Genomic DNA, 20,489 nt, shown 5'->3' with positions numbered 1-20,489 from the left:
GAGCATGGAACGATGCGACCGCTGTACTCCGTCCCCCTCGGAATCGCCGCCACCGGCGCCGCCTGCCTCGCCTACTCCGCCGGGTACGAGGTCCGTTCCTTCCGGCTGCGCCGGGTCGAGGTCCCCGTCCTGCCCCGGGGCGCCCGCCCCCTCCGGGTACTGCAGGTCTCCGACATCCACATGGTGAGCGGCCAGGGCAAGAAGCAGCGGTGGCTGAAGAGCCTCGCGGGCCTGCGCCCCGACCTCGTCGTGAACACCGGCGACAACCTCTCCGACCCGCTCGGCGTCCCCGCCACCCTCGACGCGCTCGGGCCGCTGATGGAGTTCCCCGGCGTGTACGTCTTCGGCTCCAACGACTACTACGGCCCGGCCCGCAAGAACCCGGCCCGCTACCTCCAGGCGCTGCGCAGCGGCATCCACGGCATGAACAACCCCGACGGCACCGGCAACCGCGGCATCGTCGGCGCCGTCCACAACCCCTGGGAGAAGCTCCGCGACGGCTTCGACGCGGCCGGCTGGCTCGACCTGACCAACACCCGCGGCCGCCTCACCCTCGGCGGCCTCGACCTCGAGTTCACCGGCCTCGACGACCCGCACATCCGCCGCGACCGCTACAGCGAGGTCACGGGCGGCCCGTCCGCCGACGCCGACCTCTCCCTCGCCGTCGTCCACGCGCCCTACCTGCGCGTCCTGGACGCCTTCACGGCCGACCGCTACCCGCTGATCCTCGCCGGCCACACCCACGGCGGCCAGCTCTGCATCCCCTTCTACGGCGCCCTGGTCACCAACTGCGACCTCGACGCCAAGCGGGTCAAGGGCCTCTCCACCCACACCGCCGGCGGCCGCCGCTCCTACCTCCACGTCTCCGCCGGCTGCGGCACCAACCGCTACACCCCCGTCCGCTTCGCCTGCCCCCCCGAGGCCACCCTCCTCACCCTCACCCCGGCCGCCCGCTGACCCGCCCCGGACGCCCGCCGGGAATCGGATTTCGTGTCTCGGCGAGCGTCCGGTAGAGTTCTACTCGTCGCGAAGGAGACGGAGCGACAAACAGAAAGACCGGGGTGTGGCGCAGCTTGGTAGCGCGCTTCGTTCGGGACGAAGAGGCCGTGGGTTCAAATCCCGCCACCCCGACCCAGTCCAGAGGGCCTATCGGAGAAATCCGGTAGGCCCTCTGGCGTTTCCGCGTGACGGCGGCTCAGGTCCGCCCGGGTGGAATGGCGCAGGCCCGGTGTCCCTGAGGGGAGACCGGGCCTGCGTGTGTACTCGGGGGGTGTCGCGGGTCAGAACGTGGTGATGATGGCGAACACCGAGTCGGAGACACCCGCGTAGGCGTTGCTCAGGCTGAAGGTCGCCGCCTGCGGGCGGTAGATGCCGAAGGTGGTGCGGCCGCGGCCCTGCCAGTCGCCGGTCACCGGGAAGTCGCCCACCGCGCCGTAGGTGGCGGTGGTGATGGTGCCGTCGTCGTGGCGCAGGGCGAAGGTGTTGGTGCCGCCCCACTGCCGGTCGGGGCGGGCGATGCCGAGCTGGGCGTGGCCGACGCCGTCCCAGTCGCCGACGATCGGGAGGTCGCCCTGCTGGCCGAGGGTCGCCGTGCTGACGCTGCCGTCGTCGTGGCGGACCGCGAAGGTGTTGGTGCTGGGCCGGTAGACGGCCAGCTGGGCGTGGCCGTTGCCGTCCCAGAGCGCGGGGACCGGAACGTCACCCGGCGCGCCGAAGGACACCGTGGTGACGCTGGTGTCGTCGTGGCGCAGCGCGAAGACGCCGTCGCGGTAGATGCCGAGCTGGTCGTGCCCACCGTCCCAGGAGCCGGTCACCGGGACGTCGCCGGACTGGCCGAAGTACACGGTGTTGACCCGGCCGCTGTTGTCGTTGGTGGTGGCCAGCGACCACATGCCGCTGTAGAAGACGCCAACGTGGGTGCTCGCGCGGCCGTCCCAACGGCCCGTCACCGGGGTGCCCGAGCGGGTCCAACCGTCGACCCGGACCTGCTGCGAGTAGGTCAGCGAGCGTCCGTGGTCGTCGACGAAGGTGGCGGTGGCGGTGTAGGTCCCGACGTGGGGGTACTCGTGCGGAATACCGTTGGCGCTCCCGTTGCGCACGACCGTGCCGCTGCCGTCCCCGAAGTCGACGGTGGTGCTGACCAGTGGCCAGGGGCTCGTGACGGTGGCGTAGAGCTCGACGTGCGTCGGGCCGTAGTTGCTGTTCTGGACCGCCGAGATCGTCGGCGCGGACAGCGGGCCGACCGGGTCGACGGTGATGTTGGTGGTGGAGGTCTTGGTGTTGCCGAGGCCGTCGGTCGCGCTGAGCACGGCGCGGTAGGTGCCGGGGCCGGGGTAGGTGTGGACCACCTGCGAGGGGGTGAAGGGCTGGGGGCCGGTCCCGTCGCCGAAGTCGATCGTCGCGGTGGCCTTGGACCACGGCGAGTAGACGATGCCGAGGAACGCCTTGTCCAGCGGGTGCCCGGCCGGGATCCGGTTGTTCCAGTCCCAGCTGAGGCCGACCGCGAACGGGTTCTGGCGCTCGATGGCGCCGCGGTCGTAGTACGTCGCCGTGCCGGTGCCGGTGTTGTCGACCAGCGGGTCGTCGACGCGCTGGTTGCCCAGCAGGTCGGTGGTCAGCTCGCCGGGTGCGCCGGCGTCGGCGGAGTCCAGCGCGTTGGTGTCGCGCTGCGGGGTGACGTCGTCGTTGGAGTTGCCGCCGAGGTTGAAGCCCGGGTCGGTGTCGACGTCGTGCGCGCCCTGGCCGGTGGCCGCGGTGAAGGCGGCGGGCGAGGTGTAGACGGTGCCGGCCCAGGAGTAGGCCTGGCTGCCCGCGTTGACACCGGTGCCGGGGTGGACGACGTTGTAGTCGGCCTTGGTGCCGGTGACCGAGCCGGCCGAGACGACGAACTCGACCGGGCCGGCCTGGGGGCAGCGGATGGTCGTCGGGCCGGTGGCGGTGATGATGTTGTTCTCGATCACCGCGCCGCTCGACGCGCCGGTCAGCGAGACGCCGGTGCCGCAGTTCTCCGCGACGGTGTTGCTCGTCACGACGGTGCCGGGGGCGTCGGTGACGACGATGCCGCCGCCGATGTTGCTGGTCAGGGCGTTGGTGGTGACGACCGTGCCGGTGACGCCCGGGTCGACGGCGATGCCCGCGCCGCCGCTGGCGCCGATGCGGTTGCGGCTGACGGTGCTCGCCGTGGTGGCGCCGGTGAGGCGGATGCCGGCAGCCTTGGCCGAGCCGGCTCCGAGCAGCGTGTTCCCGTCGACGACGATCCGGTCCGAGTCGGCGACGAGCACGGCCTCCTGGGCGGTGTTGAACGCCAGGCCCTGGATGGTGACGTCGTGGACCTTGGAGAGCGAGAAGCCGTGCCCCCCGACGACGCCGACCTGGGCGGTGGGGAGCTTGTCGGTGTCCGGCAGGCCCTGGAAGGTGATCGGGTGGCCGGGGGTGCCCGAGTGGGTGACGGTGACCTGCTCGGCGTAGGTGCCGGCGCCCTCGGCGATCTGGACGGTCTGGCCGGGCTGGGCGGCGTCGGCGGCGGCCTGCACGGTGCAGTACGGCTGGGCCTGGGCGCCCGTGCCGGCGTCCGAGCAGTGCGCGGTCGGGCTGTTGTTCACGTAGAGCGTGGTCGCGTCGGCGTGTGCGGCGCCCACCGACAGCGTGGTTCCGGCGATCGCGGAGCTCACCAGAGCCGCGGCGATGCCGATGTGACGTCTTATGGACATGTCCATCCCCCAGGGCGTTCCAGGACTTTCGGGTAACGCGAAACAGCGCCGGCGGGGTCCCGGTCCGGGACCGCGCGGAAGTGATCACAGACCGGCGCGCAGAGCAGTATCCACCCTGCTCGGCCGCGCGTTCCATCGGGATTCCCCCCTGAGCGCGGCGGGGCGGTCCGAGCCGTGTCGGGCGGGGCGTCAGAGCAGGTCGGCGAGGGCGGTTCGGGAGGTGATGCCCAGTTTGGGGTAGGCCTTGTAGAGGTGGTGGCCGACCGTGCGGGGGCTCAGGAAGAGTTGGGCGGCGATGTCGCGGTTGGTGAGGCCGCGAGCTGCCAGGCGGGCTATCTGGAGTTCCTGCGGGGTGAGGGCCGCCAGGGGGGAGTCGGGGGCCGTCGGGGTGGGGGCGGTGGTGCCGGTGGCGGTGAGTTCGGTGCGGGCGCGGGTGGCCCAGGGGTGGGCGGCGAGGCGTTCGAAGGTTTCGAGGGCGGCGCGCAGGTGGGGGCGGGCGTCGGTGCGGCGGCGGGCGCGGCGCAGCCACTCGCCGTAGAGGAGGGCGGTGCGGGCCTGTTCGAAGGGGCGGTGGGTGCCCTCGTGCAGGTCGAGGGCGGCGCGGTAGGCCGATTCGGCGAGTTCGTCGGGGCCGAGGAGGGCCTGGCAGCGCAGGCGCAGGGCCTCGGTCCAGGGACGGCCGGCGGCGGCGCTCCAGCGGGCGAAGCGTTCGTACGGCTCGGCGGCGCGGTCGGGGGTGCCGAGGCGGACGGCGGCCTCGACGAGGTCGGGGACGGCGCGGGTGGCGCTGACGTGGTGCCGGTAGCGGCCGGTGGTGAGGGTGTGCAGGCGGTCGGCGGCGTCGCCGGCCCGGCCGTGGCCGAGGTCGTCGAGGGCGAGCGCCCAGTGGGCCCAGGGTTCGCCGGAGGCGGGGGCGGCGGTCTGCGGTCCGGTGGTGGCGAGGGCTTCGGCGGCGAGGCGGGTGCAGGTGTCGGTGGTGCCGGCGAGGGCGGCCAGGTAGGCGAGCAGGGCGGCGAGTTGGCTGACCCACTGGTGCTGGCCGGTGTCGCGGGCGAGGTCGAGGGCCTCGGTCGCGGTGACCTCGGCGTCGCGGTGGCGGCCGTGGAAGAGTTCGGCCTCGGCGAGGAAGAACCCCAGTGTGGGCAGCACGCCGACGGCGCCCTTGGCGCGGGCTTCGGCGACGAGTTCGGCGGCGAGTTCGGCGGTCTCGTCGTCCCGGCCGAGGACGAGGGTGGCGCCGCACAGCTGGACGAGGTCGGCCGGGGTGTCGGCGCCGGCCGCGCGGGCGGCGTCGGCGGTGGCGCGGGCGGTGGGCAGCGGCCCGGCGGGCCGGCCGAGGGCCGGGAGGACGGCGGCCGTCAGGTGGCGGGCGAGCGGGGTGAGCGGGTCGTCGTCGGCGAGCGGGAGGGCGGCGAGGCGGTCGAGGACGGCGGCCACCGGCTCCTCGCCCGCGTACCAGGCGGCGTGGAAGGCCTGGAGCAGCATCCGGGCGGCGTGCGGCGGTTCGACGGCGGTGCCGGCGGCGTCGAGCAGCAGGCGGTGGGCGGTCGGGTAGGAGCCGCGCCAGAAGTGCGCGGTGGCCCGGACGTGGTCGAGCAGCGCGTGCGCGAGGACGCTGTCGGTGCGGGCGGCCGCCTGGTCGGCGAGCGCCTCCGCGTGCTCCAGCCGGCCTTCCTCGGTGGCGGCTTCGGCGGCGAGGACGAGGCGGCGGGTGGCGGCGTCGCGGTCGGGGGTGAGCCGGGCGGCGCGTTCGTAGGCCGCGGCGGCGCCGCCGTGGGCGCCGCGGGTCCCGGCGCGGACGGCGGTGCGTTCGAGCGCGTCGGCGAGGTCGGCGTCGGGGGCGGTGGCGGCGAGGGCGAGGTGCCAGGTGCGGCGGTCGCCGTCGGGCAGGGCCGCGCCGACGGCCCGGTGTGCGGCCAGGCGCTGGAGGTGCGGCGCGCGTTGGAGGACGGCGGCGCGCAGGAGCGGGTGGCGGAACGCGAGCCGGCGATCGGGGGCGACCGTCACCAGGCCCGACTCCTCGGCGGGGGCGAGGTGTTCGGCGCAGGCGCCGAGGGTCTCGGCGGCGGGCAGGACGACGTCGAGTTCGCCGTTCTCCTCGATGGCCGCGACGAGGAGCAGCGTCTGGGTGGCGGCGGGCAGGCCGGTGACCTGGCCGTGGAAGGCGATGAGCAGCCGGCTGGTGAGCGGAAGGCTGCCCGGTGCGGCCGTCTCCGGTCCGGTGACGGGGAGTTCGGTGAGGGCGAGGGGGTTTCCGGCGGCCTCGGCGAGCAGCCGGCGGCGGACGGGGGCGGGCAGGTCGGGGCCGGCGCGGTGGGTGAGCAGCCGGGTGGCGTCGTCCTCGGGGAGTGGCGCCAGCGTCAGTTCGGGCAGGCCGAGTCGGGCCTCCGCGGTGCTGCCGTCCGACCGGGCGGCGAGCAGGAGCGCGACGCCTTCGGCCTGGAGGCGGCGGGCGGCGAGCAGCAGGGCGTCCCAGGAGGCGCGGTCCAGCCACTGGACGTCGTCGACGACGCACAGCAGCGGCCGGTCGGCGGCGAGTTCGGCGAGCAGCCCGAGCGTGGCGAGCCCGGTGAGCAGGCGGCCGGTGGAGCCCGGAGCGGCGGTGAGGCCGAACACCGTCTCCAGCGCGAGGCGTTGCGGTCCGGGCAGGGCGGACAGCCGGTCGAGGCCGGGCGCGAGCAGCAGGCTCAGCCCGGCGTAGGGCAGTTCGGCCTCGTGCTCGACACCGGCCGCCCGGATCACCCGGAAGCCGTCCCCGGCCGCCGCGACCGCGTGGTCCAGCAGGGCGGTCTTGCCGATCCCGGCCTCCCCGGCCAGCAGCAGCACGCCGCTGCGGCCCTCCCGCGCCCCGTCCAACAGCCCGTCCACGACGGCCTGCTCGCGTTCCCTCCCGTACAGCATGGCTCCGACCCTACCCACCCCCGCCGGACGGTGACCGGCGAACGTACGCACCCCCTTACCCATACGTGACGGATTCGCCCGCGCCCGCCCGTCCCTACCTTTGTGAGCAGCGGGAACGACCCGCCCAACACCCCACCGGGACACGGGAGAAGACGATGACCGAGATCACCACCGCCGCCCTGCAGCAGCTCGCCGAGCGCTACCTCGCGGTCTGGAACGAGACCGACCCGGCCGCCCGCCGCAAGCTGATCGACGAGGTGTGGGCCGAGGACGGCCGCTACACCGACCCGCTGGCCGCGGTGGCCGGCCGGGACTCGATCGACGCGCTGATCGGCGCCGCCCAGGCCCAGTTCCCGGGGCTGGAGTTCACCCTCGGGCCGGTGGACGCGCACCACGACATCGCCCGGTTCACCTGGAACCTCGGCCCGGCCGGCGCCGAGCCGATCGTGATCGGCTTCGACGTGCTGACGGCCGGTCCGGACGGGCGGATCGCCTCGGTGGCCGGCTTCCTGGACCGCGTCCCGGGCGCCTGAGCCGCCGTGGCGGCTGCCGGTTCCGTGTCCCCCGCGCGACGTGGGGGCACGGAACCGGGCGTCAGCGCCACAGCCGGAGCGCACGGAACCGGGCGTCGCCACCGAAGGCGTGAGCACGGAACCGGGCGTCGGCACCGAAGGCGTGAGCACGCGAGCCGGAGCGCACGGAATCGGTCGTCGGCACGAGGACCGGCCCCGCGCACGCCCCCGGCGGGGGCGCGCCACCCCCCGGAGGGTCCGAAACCCACCCGCCCGTTCCGCTTCGTCCCCCCCATCGGGTTGGATGGTCGGATGAGCGAGGATAAGAGCGCCGTCCCGGCGTGGGAGCAGCGGTTCCGCGCGGCCCGGGTGTCCCTGCCGGACTGGGCCGAGGACGCCCCCGACCGGGCGCTGTACGTGTCCAACGCGACCGGCACCTACGAGGTCTACGCCTGGGACCGCGCCACCGGCACCCACCGTCGGGTCACCGACCGCCCGAACGGCACCACCGACGCCGAGCTGTCCCCCGACGGCGGTTCGGTGTGGTGGTTCGACGACCACGACGGCGACGAGTTCGGCGTCTGGCGCCGCCAGCCGTTCGCCGGCGGCCCCGACGAGGCGGCCGTGCCCGGCCTGGAGCCCTCCTACTCGGCCGGCCTGGCCCTCGGCCGCGACGGCACCGTGGTCGTCGGCCGCTCGACCGACGAGCACGGCACCACCCTGCACCTGCGCCGCCCCGGCGCCGCCGAGGCCGTCGAGATCTACCGGCACGAGGAGTACGGCGGCGTCGGCGACCTCAGCCACGACGGCACCCTGCTCGCGATCGACCACACCGAGCACGGCGACGCGATGCACTCGGCGATCCGGGTCGTGCGCCTGCTCCCCGGCGGCACCGGGGGCGCGGACGTCGAGACCGTCGCCGAGCTCGACGAGGTGACCGGCCGGGACGAGCCGCGCGGCGTCGCCTGCCTCGGCTTCGCCCCGGTCGAGGGCGACACCCGGCTGCTCGTCGCCCACCAGCGCACCGGCCGCTGGGAGCCGATGATCTGGGACGTCGCCACCGGCGCCGAGACCGCCCTCCCGCTGCGCGACGAGCAGGGCCGCGAACTGCCCGGCGACGTCTCCGCGCAGTGGCGGCCCGGCGCCGAGGCGCTGCTCGTCGAGCACGAGTACGAGGCCCGCAGCGAGCTGTTCTCGTACGCGCTCGCCGACGGCCGGCTGACCCGCCTCGACACGCCGCGCGGCACCGTCGGCGGCGCCACCGCCCGCCCGGACGGCACCGTCGAGTACCTCTGGTCCTCCGCCGCCGAGCCGTCCGCCGTCCGCTCCACCGCGGGGACGGTCGTCCTGCGGGCGCCTGGCCCGGTGCCGCCCGGCTCGATCCCGGTCGAGGACGTGTGGGTGGACGGCCCCGGCGGGCGCGTCCACGCGCTCGTGCAGCGGCCCGTGGGGGCCGGCGAGGGCCCGTTCCCGACCGTGTTCGAGATCCACGGCGGCCCGACGCACCACGACAGCGACTCCTTCGCCGCCGGCCCGGCGGCCTGGCTCGACCACGGCTTCGCGGTGGTCCGGGTCAACTACCGCGGCTCCACCGGCTACGGCCAGGCCTGGACGGACGCCCTGCGCGAGCGCGTCGGCCTGATCGAGCTGGAGGACATCGCGGCCGTCCGGGAGTGGGCGGTCACCAGCGGTCTCGCCGACCCGGGGCGGCTGGTGCTCACCGGCGGCAGCTGGGGCGGGTACCTGACCCTGCTCGGCATCGGCGTGCAGCCGGAACTCTGGGCGCTGGGCGTCGCCGCCGTGCCGGTCGCGGACTACCACACCGCGTACGCCGACGAGATGGAGGCGCTCAAGTCGCTCGACCGCACGCTCTTCGGCGGCACGCCGGAGGAGGTCCCGGAGCGCTTCACCGCGTCCTCGCCGCTCACGTACGTCGAGCGGGTGCGGGTGCCGGTCTACATCAGCGCCGGGGTCAACGACCCGCGCTGCCCGATCCGGCAGATCGAGAACTACGTCGAGCGACTGGCGGAGCTCGGCAAGCCGCACGAGGTCTACCGGTACGACGCCGGGCACGGGTCGCTCGTGGTGGAGGAGCGGATCAGGCAGCTGCGGCTGGAGATCGACTTCGTCCGGCGCCACCTGGGCGGGGGGTCGGTGTGAGGCGTCGGCTGACGCTGGCGGGGGTGGGGGTGGCCGGTGCGCTCGTGCTCACCGGCTGCTCCGGCGGGCACCGCGACCACGCGGGCTGCCCGCCCCCCGCAGGGCCGACCGGGCCCTCGGTCACCGCGACGGCCACGCCGATCGCGACGACCACACCGGTCGCCACGGCCACTCCGGTCGTTACGGGAACACCTGCCGTTACGGGCGCACCTGCCGTTACGGGCACAAAGGTCGTTACGGGAACACCCAAGGCCTCGGCCACCGCCGGGGCCACCCCGGCGAGCGCGCCGGTCGGGGCCGCGGTGGTGCAGGCGGCCTACCCGACGACGTCGGGCAACGGGTCGAAGGGCTCCGCCGGGAGCGGGTCCAAGGGGTCCGGCGGCGGATCCGGCGGTGCGAGCGGGTCGAGCGGCTCGAAGGGGCCCAAGGCCCCCAAGGGCGGTCGGTCGGTGCACCACCACATCGACCACCACGAGTCGGAGGCCGTGTACGGCACTCACAGCCGGTGCCACAACGGCCCGACGCCGGCCCCGGCACCGTCCGGCACGTCGACCTTCACCCCGCGTGCGACCCCGTGGGCTACCCCGTCCGAGGCGCCCTCCCCGCTGCCTCCCGCGTCCCCGGCGGCGCCGTCGCGACCGGTCGCGCCGCCCACAACGCCGCCCACCGCGACGCCCACCGCGGCGGGCAAGCCGTCGCGCTGACGGCCGCCTGAGGCGGAACCGTCAGTCGAGGACCGGGTCCAGTCCGAGGGCCCGGTCCTGCTCGGCCTCCGCCTCACGGCGCAGCAGGCGGTACCACATGAAGACCACGAAGCCCGCGAAGACGAACCACTCCAGGGTGTAGCCCAGGTTCTGGAACGCGCGGAGCGTCAGCCCGTCGCCGCCCTGCGGCTGGACCGTCGGCACCTCGGTCAGCCCGGCCGGAGCGGTGTCGGCGGCGACCCAGCCGTCGTACCAGCCGTCGTACGACAGCACGTTGAGCAGCGCCGCCCGGTTGATCGTGCCGAGCTGGCCGGCCGGCAGACCGCCCGCGACGGCGCCGTTGCTGCCGATCGCCTCGCCGGCCTGGAGCCGGCCGGTGACGGTCACCTCCCCGCCGGGCGGCGGTGCCGCCGCGGACGACGCGTCGGAGGGCGTCCCGGGGGCCCAGCCGCGCACGACGGCGACGGCGTGGCCGTCGGCGGTGCGGAGCGGGGTGAGCACGTAGTAGCCCTGCTTGCCGTCCACCGTGCGGTTGGGCACGAGGAGTTGGTGCGCGCTGTCGTAACTGCCGCTCACCGTGACGGGCTTGCCGACGGTGTCCGTGGTGACCTGCGGGCTGGCCGGGGTCAGCAGGGCGTCGATCGGCCTGGTCTCACTCGTGGCGGCGAGCGCCTGGCCGGCCGCCTTGTGCGAGGAGAACCGGTCCTCGAACCGGCCGAGCTGCCAGGAGCCCAGCCAGAGGCACACCGCGATGGCCACCAGGGCCAGCACGGTGCCGCCGAGCCAGCGCGGAGTGAGGAGGAACCGGTACACACCCCCCACGGTAACCACTCTTCACACGCCGTCCGACCACAGGGGGCCCGACACCGCTGCGGGACACCGGGCGCCGGACCGCTCCCGGCCCCGCTCCCGGTCTTCGGCTACCCGGCCGACGGCGTCCCCGACGGCTGCGACGCCGGCCCGCCCACCGCCTGCAGGCCGCCGCGGTACACCGTCCCCGCGCACGCCCCCGGCAGGAGGACGGCGGCGGCCGACGGGCTGCCCGGCGCCGGGGTGTGCGCGATGGTGGCGGACGGCGGGTTGGAGACGGTCGGGTTCGGGGTCGGGCTGCCCGTGGGGGTGGGCGCGGTGGTCGGGCCCGTGCTGGGCGACGGGCTCGCCTGCGGGTTCGACGAGGGCGCGGCCGACGCGCCGGACGCGGGGGCGCCGGAGGCCGCGGGCGCCTGGGTGGTGAGCGAGATCGGGCCGGGACCGGTCGCGCCGGTCGGCGCCGCCGTGGCACCGCCCTGGCCGGTCGTCGGGCAGACCGGGTCGGGGATCCAGGCGAACGGCACCCGGTAGCCGGCCTGCGGGGCGAGCAGCGGCGGGTCCGTGTCGGCGGGCGGCAGGCCGGTGGCCGGGTCGCCCGCGGTGTGGTCGGTCACCCGGATCCGGCTGCGGTCCGTCCCGGTGACCCCCGTCACGGAGACCGCGCCCGGCCCGCCGAGCCGGCAGGCGTGCCCGGAGACGTTGGTCACGGCGAACCACCCGTAGATCCGCCCGGCGGCGTCGGCGGGCCCGGCCTGGCCCGAGCCCTGGCCGAGGTCGCCGCGGGTGCAGAGCGGGACGATCGGGCCGTCCCCGCTGCTGGTGGCCGCGGCGGGGGCGGTCGTCCCGGCGTCGGCGCGGGCGCTGCTCGCGCCGGGGCTGGGCGAACTGCTCGCGGTGCCGGACGGCTGTCCGACGGTGCCGGGGGCCGGGCCGGGGTGCGGGGACGCGCCGAACGGGCCGGAGCCGTCGGCCGTCGTCCCGGCGGGGACGCCGGTGGCGGGGCCGTCGGCGTGCGGCGAGCCGGGGCCGCCGGAGAGGCCGAGGTGGTCGGCGGTGTGCAGGGCGGGCAGGGCGATCGCGACGGCGGCGGCCAGCGCGAGGGCCCCGGTCAGGGCGCCGCGGCGGGCGGCCCGGCGGCGGGGCACGGCGGTGCGGATGCGGGGCAGGCCGCCGGGGCCGGGCTGGATGCCGGCGACCGCCCGGTGCATCAGGTCACGGACGGCCAGTTCGTCGGTCGTGAGGTCCGCGGTCGGGTCCGTCGAGAGATCGGTCGTGAGGTCCGCGGTCAGGTCCGCCGCGGGATCGGCGGTGAGGTCCGCGGTCGGGTCCGCCGCGGGACCGGCGGTGAGGTCCGCGGTCGGGTCCGTCGGGAGACCGGGGGTGGGGTCCGACGCGACGTCCGCCGCGGGATCCGGAGTGAGCCCCCCGCCGTGGGCCTTTCCCGCGCCGTCACCCATGGCCGGCCTCCATCTGCGTGCGCAGGGCGGCGAGTCCGCGCGAGCCGTACGCCTTCACCGATCCGAGCGAGATGCCCAGGGTCTCGGCGACCTGCGCCTCCGTCATGTCCACGAAGTAACGCAGCACCAGAACCTCCCGCTGACGGCGTTGCAGGCCTCGGAGCGCGGCTTTCAACTGGTCACGCTCCAGCGCATCGTAGGCGCCTTCTTCTGCACTGGCCATGTCAGGCATCGGTTTCGGCAGCAGCCGCAGGCCGAGGATCCGGCGGCGCAGCGTGGAGCGGGACAGGTTGACGACCGTCTGCCGCAGGTAGGCCAGGGTCTTCTCGGGCTCGCGCACCCGGCGCCGGGCGGCGTGCACCCGGATGAACGCCTCCTGGACGACGTCCTCACAGGTCGAGAGGTCGTCCAGGAGCAGCGCGGCGAGCCGCAGCAGGGAGCGGTAGTGGGCCTGGTAGGTCTCGGTGAGCAGGTCCTCGCTGGTACCGGCGTCGGCACCGGCGCCGGAGTCCGCCGTACCGGGTGCGACCGCGGTCATCTGGCTTTCTTCCGGCCTACTCGCAGGCCAATGGGCGCGCGGCGGGAAGGTCACCGCGGCACTCGCCGAGATGCCCGCCCCTGCCCCCACCATCACGTTCGCCACGCCCGTTGGACACTCGATCCCCTGTCATGGTTGCCCAGCCCGGGGGACATTCTTCCGCATCCGCGGAAGTGGCCTCCAGGGAATTCGAGAGGGTTTCCGGACAGATTGTGGGGAGGACGATCCCATATCGGACGGTCCCGCCTCACATCGGACACACGGATCGGGCACACTGATCGGGCCGGACCGGCCGTCAGGACGCCCGCTCCTGGGGCCGCAACCGCCCCCGGAGGGTCGTACCGGCCGGGTCGACCGGGCAGGTCGGCCACGCAGGTCGGCTACGCGGGCCGGAGCTCGCCCGCCACGAGCTCGGCGATCTGGAGCAGGTTGAGCGCCGCCCCCTTGCGCAGGTTGTCGCCGCACAGGAAGAGGTCCAGCGCGGCCGGCTGGTCGAGCGCGCGGCGCACCCGTCCGACCCACACCGGGTCCGTCCCGACCACGTCGTTCGGCGTCGGGAACTCCCCCGCCGCCGGGTCGTCGTAGAGGACGACGCCGGGCGCCCCGCGGAGGATCTCCTGCGCGTGCTCCTGCGTCACCTCCCGCTCGAACAGCGCGTGGACGGCGAGCGCGTGGGTCCGGACGACGGGGATGCGCACGCAGGTCGCGGAGACCCGCAGGGCGGGCAGGTTGAGGATCTTGCGCGACTCGTCGCGGATCCCGACCTCCTCGGAGGACCAGCCGCCGTCCCGCAGACTGCCCGTCCAGGGCACCGCGTTGAACGCGAGCGGAGCGGCGAACGGCCCGTGGTCGGCGATCACCGCGCGCAGGTCGCCGGTCTGCCGGCCGATCTCCTGGCGGCCGGCGTCGAGACCGCCGACGAGCGCGGTCTGCTCGCGCAGGGCGGCCTCGCCGTCGCGGCCCTCGCCGGAGGCGGCCTGGTAGGAGGCGACGACGAGTTCGACGAGCCCGTACTCGGCGTGCAGCGCCCCGATGGCCGCGATCATCGCGAGGGTGGTGCTGGCGGGGCTGGCGACGATGCCGCGCGGGCGGATCCGCAGCGCGGCGGCGTTCACCTCGGGGACGACCAGCGGGACCTCGTCGGCGGTGCGGAACGCGGCGGAGTCGTCGACCACGACGACGCCCTTGGCGGCGGCGATCGGCGCCCAGCGGGCGGAGACCTCGTCGGGCACGGCGAACACCGCCACGTCGATCCCGTCGAAGGCCTCCTCCGTCAGCGCGACGACCTCGACGGACTCCCCGCGCACGACCGGCTTGCGGCCGGCCGAGCGCGGGGAGGCGACGAGTCGTACCTCGCCCCAGACGTCCTGACGGAGCGAGAGCAGGCCGAGCAGCACCTCGCCGACCGCGCCGGTGGCGCCGACGACGGCGAGGTTCGGCCGCCGGGTCATCGCCCGGTGCTCCCGCTCGGCTCCCGGCTCATCGCCCGGTGCCTCCGTAGACGACGGCCTCGTCCGTGTCGCTGTCCAGCCCGAAGGCGCTGTGCACGGCGCGGACGGCCTCCGGCACGTCGTCGGCGCGGGTCACGACCGAGATGCGGATCTCCGAGGTGGAGATCAGCTCGATGTTGACGCCGGCGGCGGACAGCGCCTCGAAGAACGTCGCGGTGACGCCCGGGTTGGAGCGCATGCCCGCGCCGACCAGGGAGATCTTGCCGATCGCGTCGTCGTAGCGCAGCGACTCGAAGCCGATGCCCTCCTTGACCCGGCCGAGCGCGTCGATGGCCTTCTGGCCCTCGGTCTTGGGCAGGGTGAAGGAGATGTCGGTCAGCCCGGTCGACGCGGCGGAGACGTTCTGCACCACCATGTCGATGTTGACCTCGGCGTCCGCGATGGCGCGGAAGATGCGCGCGGCCTCGCCCGGCTTGTCGGGCACGCCGACGACCGTGACCTTGGCCTCGGAAGTGTCGTGGGCGACTCCGGAGATGATGGCCTGCTCCATCTCGCCCCCTTCGGGCTTGTTCGGGTTGTCGTTGCTGACGATCGTCCCGGGGAGACCCGAGAAGGACGAGCGTACGTGAATCGGGATGTTGTAGCGCCGGGCGTACTCCACGCAGCGGTCGAGCAGCACCTTGGAACCGGACGAGGCCAGCTCCAGCATGTCCTCGTACGCGATCCAGTCGATCTTGCGGGCCTTCTTCACGACGCGCGGGTCGGCGGTGAACACGCCGTCCACGTCGGTGTAGATCTCGCAGACCTCGGCCTTGAGCGCGGCGGCGAGCGCGACCGCGGTGGTGTCCGAACCGCCCCGGCCCAGCGTCGTGATGTCCTTGCTGGACTGCGAAACGCCCTGGAAGCCGGCCACGATCGCGATGTTGCCCTCGTCGAGGGCGGTGCGGATGCGACCCGGCGTCACGTCGATGATGCGCGCCTTGTTGTGGACGGAGTCCGTGATGACACCGGCCTGGCTGCCCGTGAAGGACTGGGCCTCGTGCCCCAGGGATTTGATCGCCATGGCCAGCAGGGCCATGGAGATGCGCTCTCCAGCGGTCAGCAGCATGTCGAACTCGCGGCCGGCGGGGAGAGGTGACACCTGCTCCGCGAGTTCGATGAGCTCGTCCGTCGTGTCGCCCATCGCGGACACCACGACGACGACCTCATGGCCGGCCTTCTTGGCGTCAACGATTCGACGGGCCACGCGCTTGATGCCCTCGGCATCCGCAACGGATGAGCCGCCGTACTTCTGCACGACAAGGCCCACGTGCGCTCCTCGACTTGTGTCGTTTCCGGGGGCGGGTGGGCCCCCGCACCCCCGGGGAAGGGGGATCTGCGGTCCGCGTCAGTCTACCGAGCAGGGGTGCCGCGACCGGTGCCATCCATATGATGAGACGCACGTTTCAGCACGTGGGCAGCGGTGCGGGGCGGGCACCGGCAGGTCTGCGGGCCATCCGGCGCGGCCCCGAAGATTCGCCGGACGAACGGACGGCGGCACGGCCGGATTTCTTTCCGGGGCCGGGCGGTGAGGCCTTCGTCACACTCGCGGGGCCGATGCCGACCCCGGCCCCACCTGCCGCCCCGGAGCCGCTCCTGGCGCCGCTGCCAGCGCTGCTCCTAGCGCCCGAGGCCGAGCTCGGCCGCCATGAGGTCGCCGGCCTGCTGCTCCAGCTGCTCGTCGGTGAGCCCGTCGTCGTCCGTGTCGGCGCCGTCCGGCACCGCACCGATCGGGCTGTCCAGCCGGACGTGGGCGATCAGCGACTGCAGCGCCCGCAGCACCGCCGAGCAGGTCGTGCCCCAGTTGGAGAGGTACGAGAACTGCCACCACCACAGCGCCTCGCTGACCCGGCCCTCGCGGTAGTGCGTCAGCCCGTGCTGGAGCTCGCCGACCACGCCGGCCAGGTCGTCCGAGATCCGGAACGCGTTCGGCTTCTCCGGCGGACCGTACGGGTCGAAGACCTCGTGGTAGACGTCGATCGGCGCGAGCAGCGCCGCCAGCCGCTCGCGCAGCAGCTCGCCGTCCGGCTCCGGCCCCGCGTCCGGCTCGAAGCGGTCGTCCGGGACGACGTCCTCGATCGCGCCCAGCCGGCCGCCGGCCAGCAGCAGCTGCGAGACCTCCAGGAGGAGCAGGGAGACGGCACTGCCCGGCTCGTCGCCCTTGGCGACCTCGGTGACGGCGAGCACGAAGCTCTCCACCGAATCCGCGATCTGCACCGCGAAGTCGTCCGGCTCCGAACCGTGTCCGTGGGTGTGCGGGGCGTGGTTCCGCCGGTCCCCGTGCGGGTCGCCGTGCGGCTGCCCGTGCGCCTCGCCGTGGGACGGCTGGTGGGGGGCGTGGGGCTGCTGGTTGATCGTCCGGTCAGACATCGAGCAGTCGTCTCCCTTCGAAGGCGCGGCCGAGGGTGACCTCGTCCGCGTACTCCAGATCCCCGCCGACGGGCAGACCGCTCGCCAGACGGGTCACCTTCAGGCCCATCGGCTTGCACAGCCGGGCCAGGTAGGTGGCGGTCGCCTCCCCCTCCAGGTTGGGGTCGGTGGCCAGGATCAGCTCGGTGACCGTGCCGTCCGCGAGGCGCGACAGCAGCTCGCGGATCCGCAGGTCGTCCGGGCCGACGCCCTCGATGGGGCTGATCGCGCCGCCCAGCACGTGGTAGCGGCCGCGGAACTCGCGGGTGCGCTCGATGGCGACGACGTCCTTGGGCTCCTCCACCACGCAGATGACGGCCAGGTCGCGGCGCGGGTCCAGGCAGACCCGGCACTGCTCGGCCTCCGCGACGTTCCCGCAGACCGCGCAGAAGCGGACCTTGTCCTTGACCTCCAGCAGCGCGTGCGCGAGGCGGCGGACGTCCACCGGGTCGGCCTGCAGGACGTGGAAGGCGATCCGCTGCGCGCTCTTGGGCCCGACGCCGGGCAGCCTGCCCAGTTCGTCGATCAGGTCCTGAACCACGCCCTCGTACAACGTCGCGCCTTCCCTCGGGTGGTCGGTGGTGCTCCGGCCGGTGCTCGGTCGATGCTCCGGCCGGTGGTCGGTCGATGCTCCGGCCGGTGGTCGGTCGGTGGTCCGGCCGGTGCTCGGTCGGTGGTGCTCCGGTGCCATCATCCAACGAATCGGGCGCCGGACACACCGCCCGACGCCCGACTCCCACATAAATCACACGGACCTACCGGCCGGACTCCCACAGTGACCGGCCGGTCCGGAGCCCGCCCGGTACCGCCTAGAACGGCAGACCGGGCATGCCGCCACCCAGGCCCTGGGTCAGCGGGCCCATGCGCTCGGCCTGCATCTTCTGCGCGGCCTGGTTCGCGTCCCGGACCGCCGCCAGGACCAGGTCGGCCAGGGTCTCGGTGTCCTCCGGGTCGACGGCCGCCGGGGCGATGGTCAGCGCCACCAGCTCACCGGCACCCGTCACCGTGGCCTCGACCAGACCGCCGCCGGCCGAACCGTTCACCTTCGCCTCGGCCAGCTCCTGCTGCGCCTTGGCGAGGTCCTGCTGCATCTTCTGCGCCTGCTTCAGCAGTTGCTGCATGTTGGGCTGGCCTCCACCGGGGAACACGGCTCACTCCTTGCTGTCGCACCTGTGCACGGGCTCGCGCGGCTCGTCCGCCGTCGTCCACGGCGTGGTCCTCGCTCGTCACCCGTCGTCGTCTCCGCCGAGCCTACGTGCTGCTCAGTTGCCGCGGTGGTGGATCTCCTCCAGGACCGTGGCACCCAGTTCGCGGATGATCAGGTCCTGGCCGGAGAAGGCCTCCTCGTTGAGGTCCGGGTCGTCCTCCTCCGGGATGTCGTCCTCCGGGGCCACGTGCGGCGCCGGGGGCCCGGCGGCGGGCGGCGGGCTCTGGACGGGCGCCGCCTGGACCGGCGCCGGGGCCGGAACCTGGGCCTGCGCCTGGGGCTGCGGCCGGACGGGCGGCGCCGGGGCGGCGGGCTGCACCGGGGGCGCGGCCGCGGCCGGACGCGCCGGGGCGCCCCAGCCGCTGGTGGTGGCGCCCGGGGCGGGGGCCCCGCCGCCGAAGCCGCCACCGGTGCCGCCACCGGCTCCCCCGCCCGCTCCGCCGGACGGGTCGACGATGCACTCGATCCGCCAGTCCACGCCCAGCGCGTCGCCGAGCGCCTGGCGCAGGACGTCGTCGCTGTTGCTGCCGACGAAGCTGTCGCGGGCGCCCGCGTTGACGAACGACACCTGGAGCACGCTGCCGTCGAAACCGGCCACCTGGCCGTTCTGGCTGAGCAGGATCCAGGTGAAGCGGCGGCGGTTCTTCACCGCCTCCAGGATCTGCGGCCACAGCTGCCGGACCTGCGCGGCGCCCTGCTGGGCGGCGCCGGACGGCTGCGCGGCGGCCGGCGGCTGCGCGACGGGTGCGGGCGCGGGCACGGGGGCGGGCGGGGCCGCCTGGGGCTCGGGCTGCGCCGCCACGGGCGCGGCCGGGGCCGGCCCGGGGGCCGGGGCTGCGGGGGCGCCGCCGGCGGGCGGGAAGCTGCGCGGGATCGGCCACGCGCCCGGCGCGGGGGCGGCGGGCGCCGGAGGGGCTGCGGGGGCGGGGGCCGGGGCTGCGACCGGGGCCGCCTGGACAGGTGCAGGAGCCGGAGCCGGGACGTCCGCTGCGGGCGGCGCCACCACCGGTGCTGCCACCGATGCTGCCACCGCGGGGGCGGCCATCACGGGCGCGGCCGTGCCCGGCACCGCCATCGGCCCGGCGAAACCGCCCGCCGCCGCCCGCCGCTCCAGCTTGTCGAGCCGTGCCTGGAGCGACAGCTCGTCGCTGTAGGCGCCGGGCAGCATCACGCGGGCGCAGATCAGCTCCAGCTGGAGCCGGGGGGCCGCGTTGCCGCGCATCTCGGTCAGCCCGGTGTTGACGATGTCGGCGGCCCGGCTGAGCTCGGCCGCCCCGAAGGCGTCCGCCTGGGCCTGCATCACGGCGACGCGGTCGGCGGGGGCGTCGATCAGCCCCTTCTCACCCGCCTCCGGCACGGTGGCGAGGATCACGAGGTCACGCAGTCGCTCCAGCAGGTCCGTGACGAACCGGCGCGGGTCGTGCCCGCCCTCGACCACCCGGTCGATCACCTGGAACACCGTCGCGCCGTCCTGCGCGGCGAAGGCGTCCACCACCTCGTCCAGCAGCGCCGAGTCCGTGTACCCGAGCAGCGCCGTCGCCATCTGGTACGTCACGCCGCCCTCGGTGGCGCCGGCCAGCAGCTGGTCCATGACCGACATCGAGTCGCGCACGGACCCGGCGCCGGCCCGGACGACGAGCGGGAACACCGCGTCCTCGACCTGGATGCCCTCCCGGCCGCAGACCTCGGCCAGGTAGTCGCGCAGCGTGCCGGGCGGGACCAGCCGGAACGGGTAGTGGTGCGTCCGGGACCGGATCGTCCCGATGACCTTCTCCGGCTCGGTGGTCGCGAAGATGAACTTGAGGTGCTCCGGCGGCTCCTCCACCACCTTGAGCAGCGCGTTGAACCCGGCCGAGGTCACCATGTGAGCCTCGTCCAGGATGAAGATCTTGTACCGGCTGTGCACCGGCGCGAAGAACGCCCGCTCGCGCAGCTCGCGCGCGTCGTCCACACCACCGTGCGACGCGGCGTCGATCTCGATCACGTCGATCGACCCGGGCCCGCCCGTGGCGAGGTCCCGGCAGGACTGGCACTCGCCGCAGGGCGTCGGCGTGGGCCCCTGCTCACAGTTCAGACAGCGGGCCAGGATGCGTGCGCTCGTCGTCTTCCCACAGCCGCGCGGCCCGCTGAACAGGTACGCGTGGTTGACCCTGTTGTTGCGCAGGGCCTGCTGGAGCGGAGCGGTCACGTGCTCCTGCCCGATGACCTCCGCGAAGGTCTCGGGGCGGTAGCGGCGGTACAGGGCTAGGGACACACCCCCGACGATATCGGGACGGACCGACAAACGCGGCACCCCTCGTCCCACCCGCAGCCCCTTGGAAGGCCCTCCGGGAACGCAAAGACCCCCCGTGCACCCGCCAGAGCCCTCCTACCCTTGCTGCCTTCCGGCCCTGGGGGGGTTCAGAGAGATAACGCCACACGAGGGGCTGCCCCCAACACTACCGGATCCCAGCCCCGACGATCCACAGGCCACCCCCACCTCCCCACCTCGGGATAGCTGGTCGCGAGCACCCCAAAACATGTACTAAGCTCTCCCACGGAGGATTCGCCTAGAGGCCTAGGGCGCACGCTTGGAAAGCGTGTTGGGGGCA

At 74.5% G+C, this 20,489-nt stretch carries 15 protein-coding genes, 2 tRNA genes and 1 other RNA gene (1 of these 18 only partly in view); 6 read left to right on the top strand and 12 right to left on the bottom strand.

What is annotated here, in order from left to right:
* Positions 1–12 precede the first annotated feature (12 nt).
* Entirely contained in the window at positions 13–957 is a 945-nt protein-coding gene (locus ACFVSN_RS16765) for a metallophosphoesterase (protein WP_380494455.1), read from the top strand.
* Positions 958–1,057: 100 nt separating this feature from the next.
* Positions 1,058–1,131 (top strand) — tRNA-Pro (locus tag ACFVSN_RS16760).
* Between the two features lie 149 nt (positions 1,132–1,280).
* On the opposite strand, the gene ACFVSN_RS16755 is transcribed toward ACFVSN_RS16760, so the two are convergent.
* Together ACFVSN_RS16755 and ACFVSN_RS16750 are read right to left on the bottom strand one after the other, a co-directional pair.
* The gene (locus ACFVSN_RS16755; protein WP_387955581.1) at positions 1,281–3,710 is read right to left on the bottom strand and encodes a right-handed parallel beta-helix repeat-containing protein; all 2,430 of its coding nucleotides are present in this window, start codon (positions 3,708–3,710) and stop codon (positions 1,281–1,283) included.
* Positions 3,711–3,899: 189 nt separating this feature from the next.
* Complete coding sequence (locus ACFVSN_RS16750; RefSeq protein WP_387955580.1) at positions 3,900–6,611, bottom strand: ATP-binding protein; 2,712 nt, start codon at positions 6,609–6,611, stop codon at positions 3,900–3,902.
* 155 nt (positions 6,612–6,766) lie between these two features.
* Between ACFVSN_RS16750 and ACFVSN_RS16745 the strand changes: the two genes are divergently transcribed.
* From ACFVSN_RS16745 to ACFVSN_RS16735, 3 genes are all read left to right on the top strand, one after another.
* Positions 6,767–7,144, top strand: coding sequence for a nuclear transport factor 2 family protein (locus ACFVSN_RS16745; RefSeq protein WP_387602921.1), 378 nt, complete (start codon positions 6,767–6,769; stop codon positions 7,142–7,144).
* Positions 7,145–7,435: 291 nt separating this feature from the next.
* The gene (locus ACFVSN_RS16740) at positions 7,436–9,283 is read left to right on the top strand and encodes a S9 family peptidase (RefSeq protein ID WP_387602924.1); all 1,848 of its coding nucleotides are present in this window, start codon (positions 7,436–7,438) and stop codon (positions 9,281–9,283) included.
* Between the two features lie 505 nt (positions 9,284–9,788).
* Positions 9,789–9,998 (top strand): hypothetical protein, encoded by a 210-nt coding sequence (locus ACFVSN_RS16735; RefSeq protein ID WP_387602927.1) that lies wholly within the window; start codon positions 9,789–9,791, stop codon positions 9,996–9,998.
* 10 nt (positions 9,999–10,008) lie between these two features.
* Here ACFVSN_RS16735 and ACFVSN_RS16730 read toward each other — a convergent pair whose 3' ends face one another.
* The 10 genes from ACFVSN_RS16730 to ffs all read right to left on the bottom strand — a co-directional run bounded on the left by ACFVSN_RS16730 (position 10,009) and on the right by ffs (position 20,326).
* Positions 10,009–10,800, bottom strand: coding sequence for an SURF1 family protein (locus ACFVSN_RS16730; RefSeq protein ID WP_380446052.1), 792 nt, complete (start codon positions 10,798–10,800; stop codon positions 10,009–10,011).
* A gap of 107 nt (positions 10,801–10,907) precedes the next feature.
* Entirely contained in the window at positions 10,908–12,254 is a 1,347-nt protein-coding gene (locus tag ACFVSN_RS16725) for a hypothetical protein (RefSeq protein WP_387602929.1), read from the bottom strand.
* Entirely contained in the window at positions 12,247–12,792 is a 546-nt protein-coding gene (locus ACFVSN_RS16720) for a SigE family RNA polymerase sigma factor (protein WP_380446054.1), read from the bottom strand. Before ACFVSN_RS16720 ends, ACFVSN_RS16725 begins: the two co-directional genes overlap by 8 nt.
* Before the next feature lie 380 nt (positions 12,793–13,172).
* Positions 13,173–14,243: an aspartate-semialdehyde dehydrogenase gene (locus tag ACFVSN_RS16715; RefSeq protein WP_387955578.1), complete on the bottom strand. Its 1,071-nt coding sequence runs from the start codon at positions 14,241–14,243 to the stop codon at positions 13,173–13,175.
* A 28-nt stretch (positions 14,244–14,271) separates the two neighbouring features.
* Complete coding sequence (locus ACFVSN_RS16710) at positions 14,272–15,552, bottom strand: aspartate kinase (protein WP_363654588.1); 1,281 nt, start codon at positions 15,550–15,552, stop codon at positions 14,272–14,274.
* 350 nt (positions 15,553–15,902) lie between these two features.
* Entirely contained in the window at positions 15,903–16,652 is a 750-nt protein-coding gene (locus ACFVSN_RS16705) for a DUF5063 domain-containing protein (RefSeq protein ID WP_380446056.1), read from the bottom strand.
* Positions 16,645–17,244 carry a recombination mediator RecR gene (recR, locus tag ACFVSN_RS16700; RefSeq protein ID WP_380446057.1) on the bottom strand — a complete coding sequence of 200 codons (600 nt, stop codon included), beginning with the start codon at positions 17,242–17,244 and terminating at the stop codon, positions 16,645–16,647. Before recR ends, ACFVSN_RS16705 begins: the two co-directional genes overlap by 8 nt.
* A gap of 256 nt (positions 17,245–17,500) precedes the next feature.
* Complete coding sequence (locus tag ACFVSN_RS16695) at positions 17,501–17,839, bottom strand: YbaB/EbfC family nucleoid-associated protein (protein ID WP_359964018.1); 339 nt, start codon at positions 17,837–17,839, stop codon at positions 17,501–17,503.
* Between the two features lie 114 nt (positions 17,840–17,953).
* A complete protein-coding gene (locus ACFVSN_RS16690; protein ID WP_387955576.1) occupies positions 17,954–20,152 on the bottom strand; it encodes a DNA polymerase III subunit gamma and tau in 2,199 nt (732 codons plus the stop codon).
* Between the two features lie 83 nt (positions 20,153–20,235).
* Positions 20,236–20,326, bottom strand: an RNA gene (gene ffs, locus ACFVSN_RS16685) — signal recognition particle sRNA small type.
* Positions 20,327–20,436: 110 nt separating this feature from the next.
* Between ffs and ACFVSN_RS16680 the strand changes: the two genes are divergently transcribed.
* A tRNA-Ser gene (locus tag ACFVSN_RS16680) sits at positions 20,437–20,489 on the top strand; it runs 132 nt beyond the window's last position.

It is taken from the genome of Kitasatospora sp. NPDC057904, from assembly GCF_042887925.1.
Lineage (GTDB): Bacteria > Actinomycetota > Actinomycetes > Streptomycetales > Streptomycetaceae > Kitasatospora.
The sequence above is the reverse complement of the archived record's forward strand: the minus strand, read 5'-3'. Positions and strand labels throughout refer to the sequence as shown.

What these genes read in the sequence shown, in the direction of transcription:
- ACFVSN_RS16720 (WP_380446054.1), bottom strand. Translation starts at nt 12,792, where the DNA reads ATGACCGCGGTCGCACCCGGTACGGCGGACTCCGGCGCCGGTGCCGAC.
- ACFVSN_RS16765 (WP_380494455.1), top strand. Translation starts at nt 13, where the DNA reads ATGCGACCGCTGTACTCCGTCCCCCTCGGAATCGCCGCCACCGGCGCC.
- ACFVSN_RS16750 (WP_387955580.1), bottom strand. Translation starts at nt 6,611, where the DNA reads ATGCTGTACGGGAGGGAACGCGAGCAGGCCGTCGTGGACGGGCTGTTG.
- ACFVSN_RS16755 (WP_387955581.1), bottom strand. Translation starts at nt 3,710, where the DNA reads ATGTCCATAAGACGTCACATCGGCATCGCCGCGGCTCTGGTGAGCTCC.
- ACFVSN_RS16715 (WP_387955578.1), bottom strand. Translation starts at nt 14,243, where the DNA reads ATGACCCGGCGGCCGAACCTCGCCGTCGTCGGCGCCACCGGCGCGGTC.
- ACFVSN_RS16740 (WP_387602924.1), top strand. Translation starts at nt 7,436, where the DNA reads ATGAGCGAGGATAAGAGCGCCGTCCCGGCGTGGGAGCAGCGGTTCCGC.
- ACFVSN_RS16745 (WP_387602921.1), top strand. Translation starts at nt 6,767, where the DNA reads ATGACCGAGATCACCACCGCCGCCCTGCAGCAGCTCGCCGAGCGCTAC.
- ACFVSN_RS16705 (WP_380446056.1), bottom strand. Translation starts at nt 16,652, where the DNA reads ATGTCTGACCGGACGATCAACCAGCAGCCCCACGCCCCCCACCAGCCG.
- ACFVSN_RS16725 (WP_387602929.1), bottom strand. Translation starts at nt 12,254, where the DNA reads ATGGGTGACGGCGCGGGAAAGGCCCACGGCGGGGGGCTCACTCCGGAT.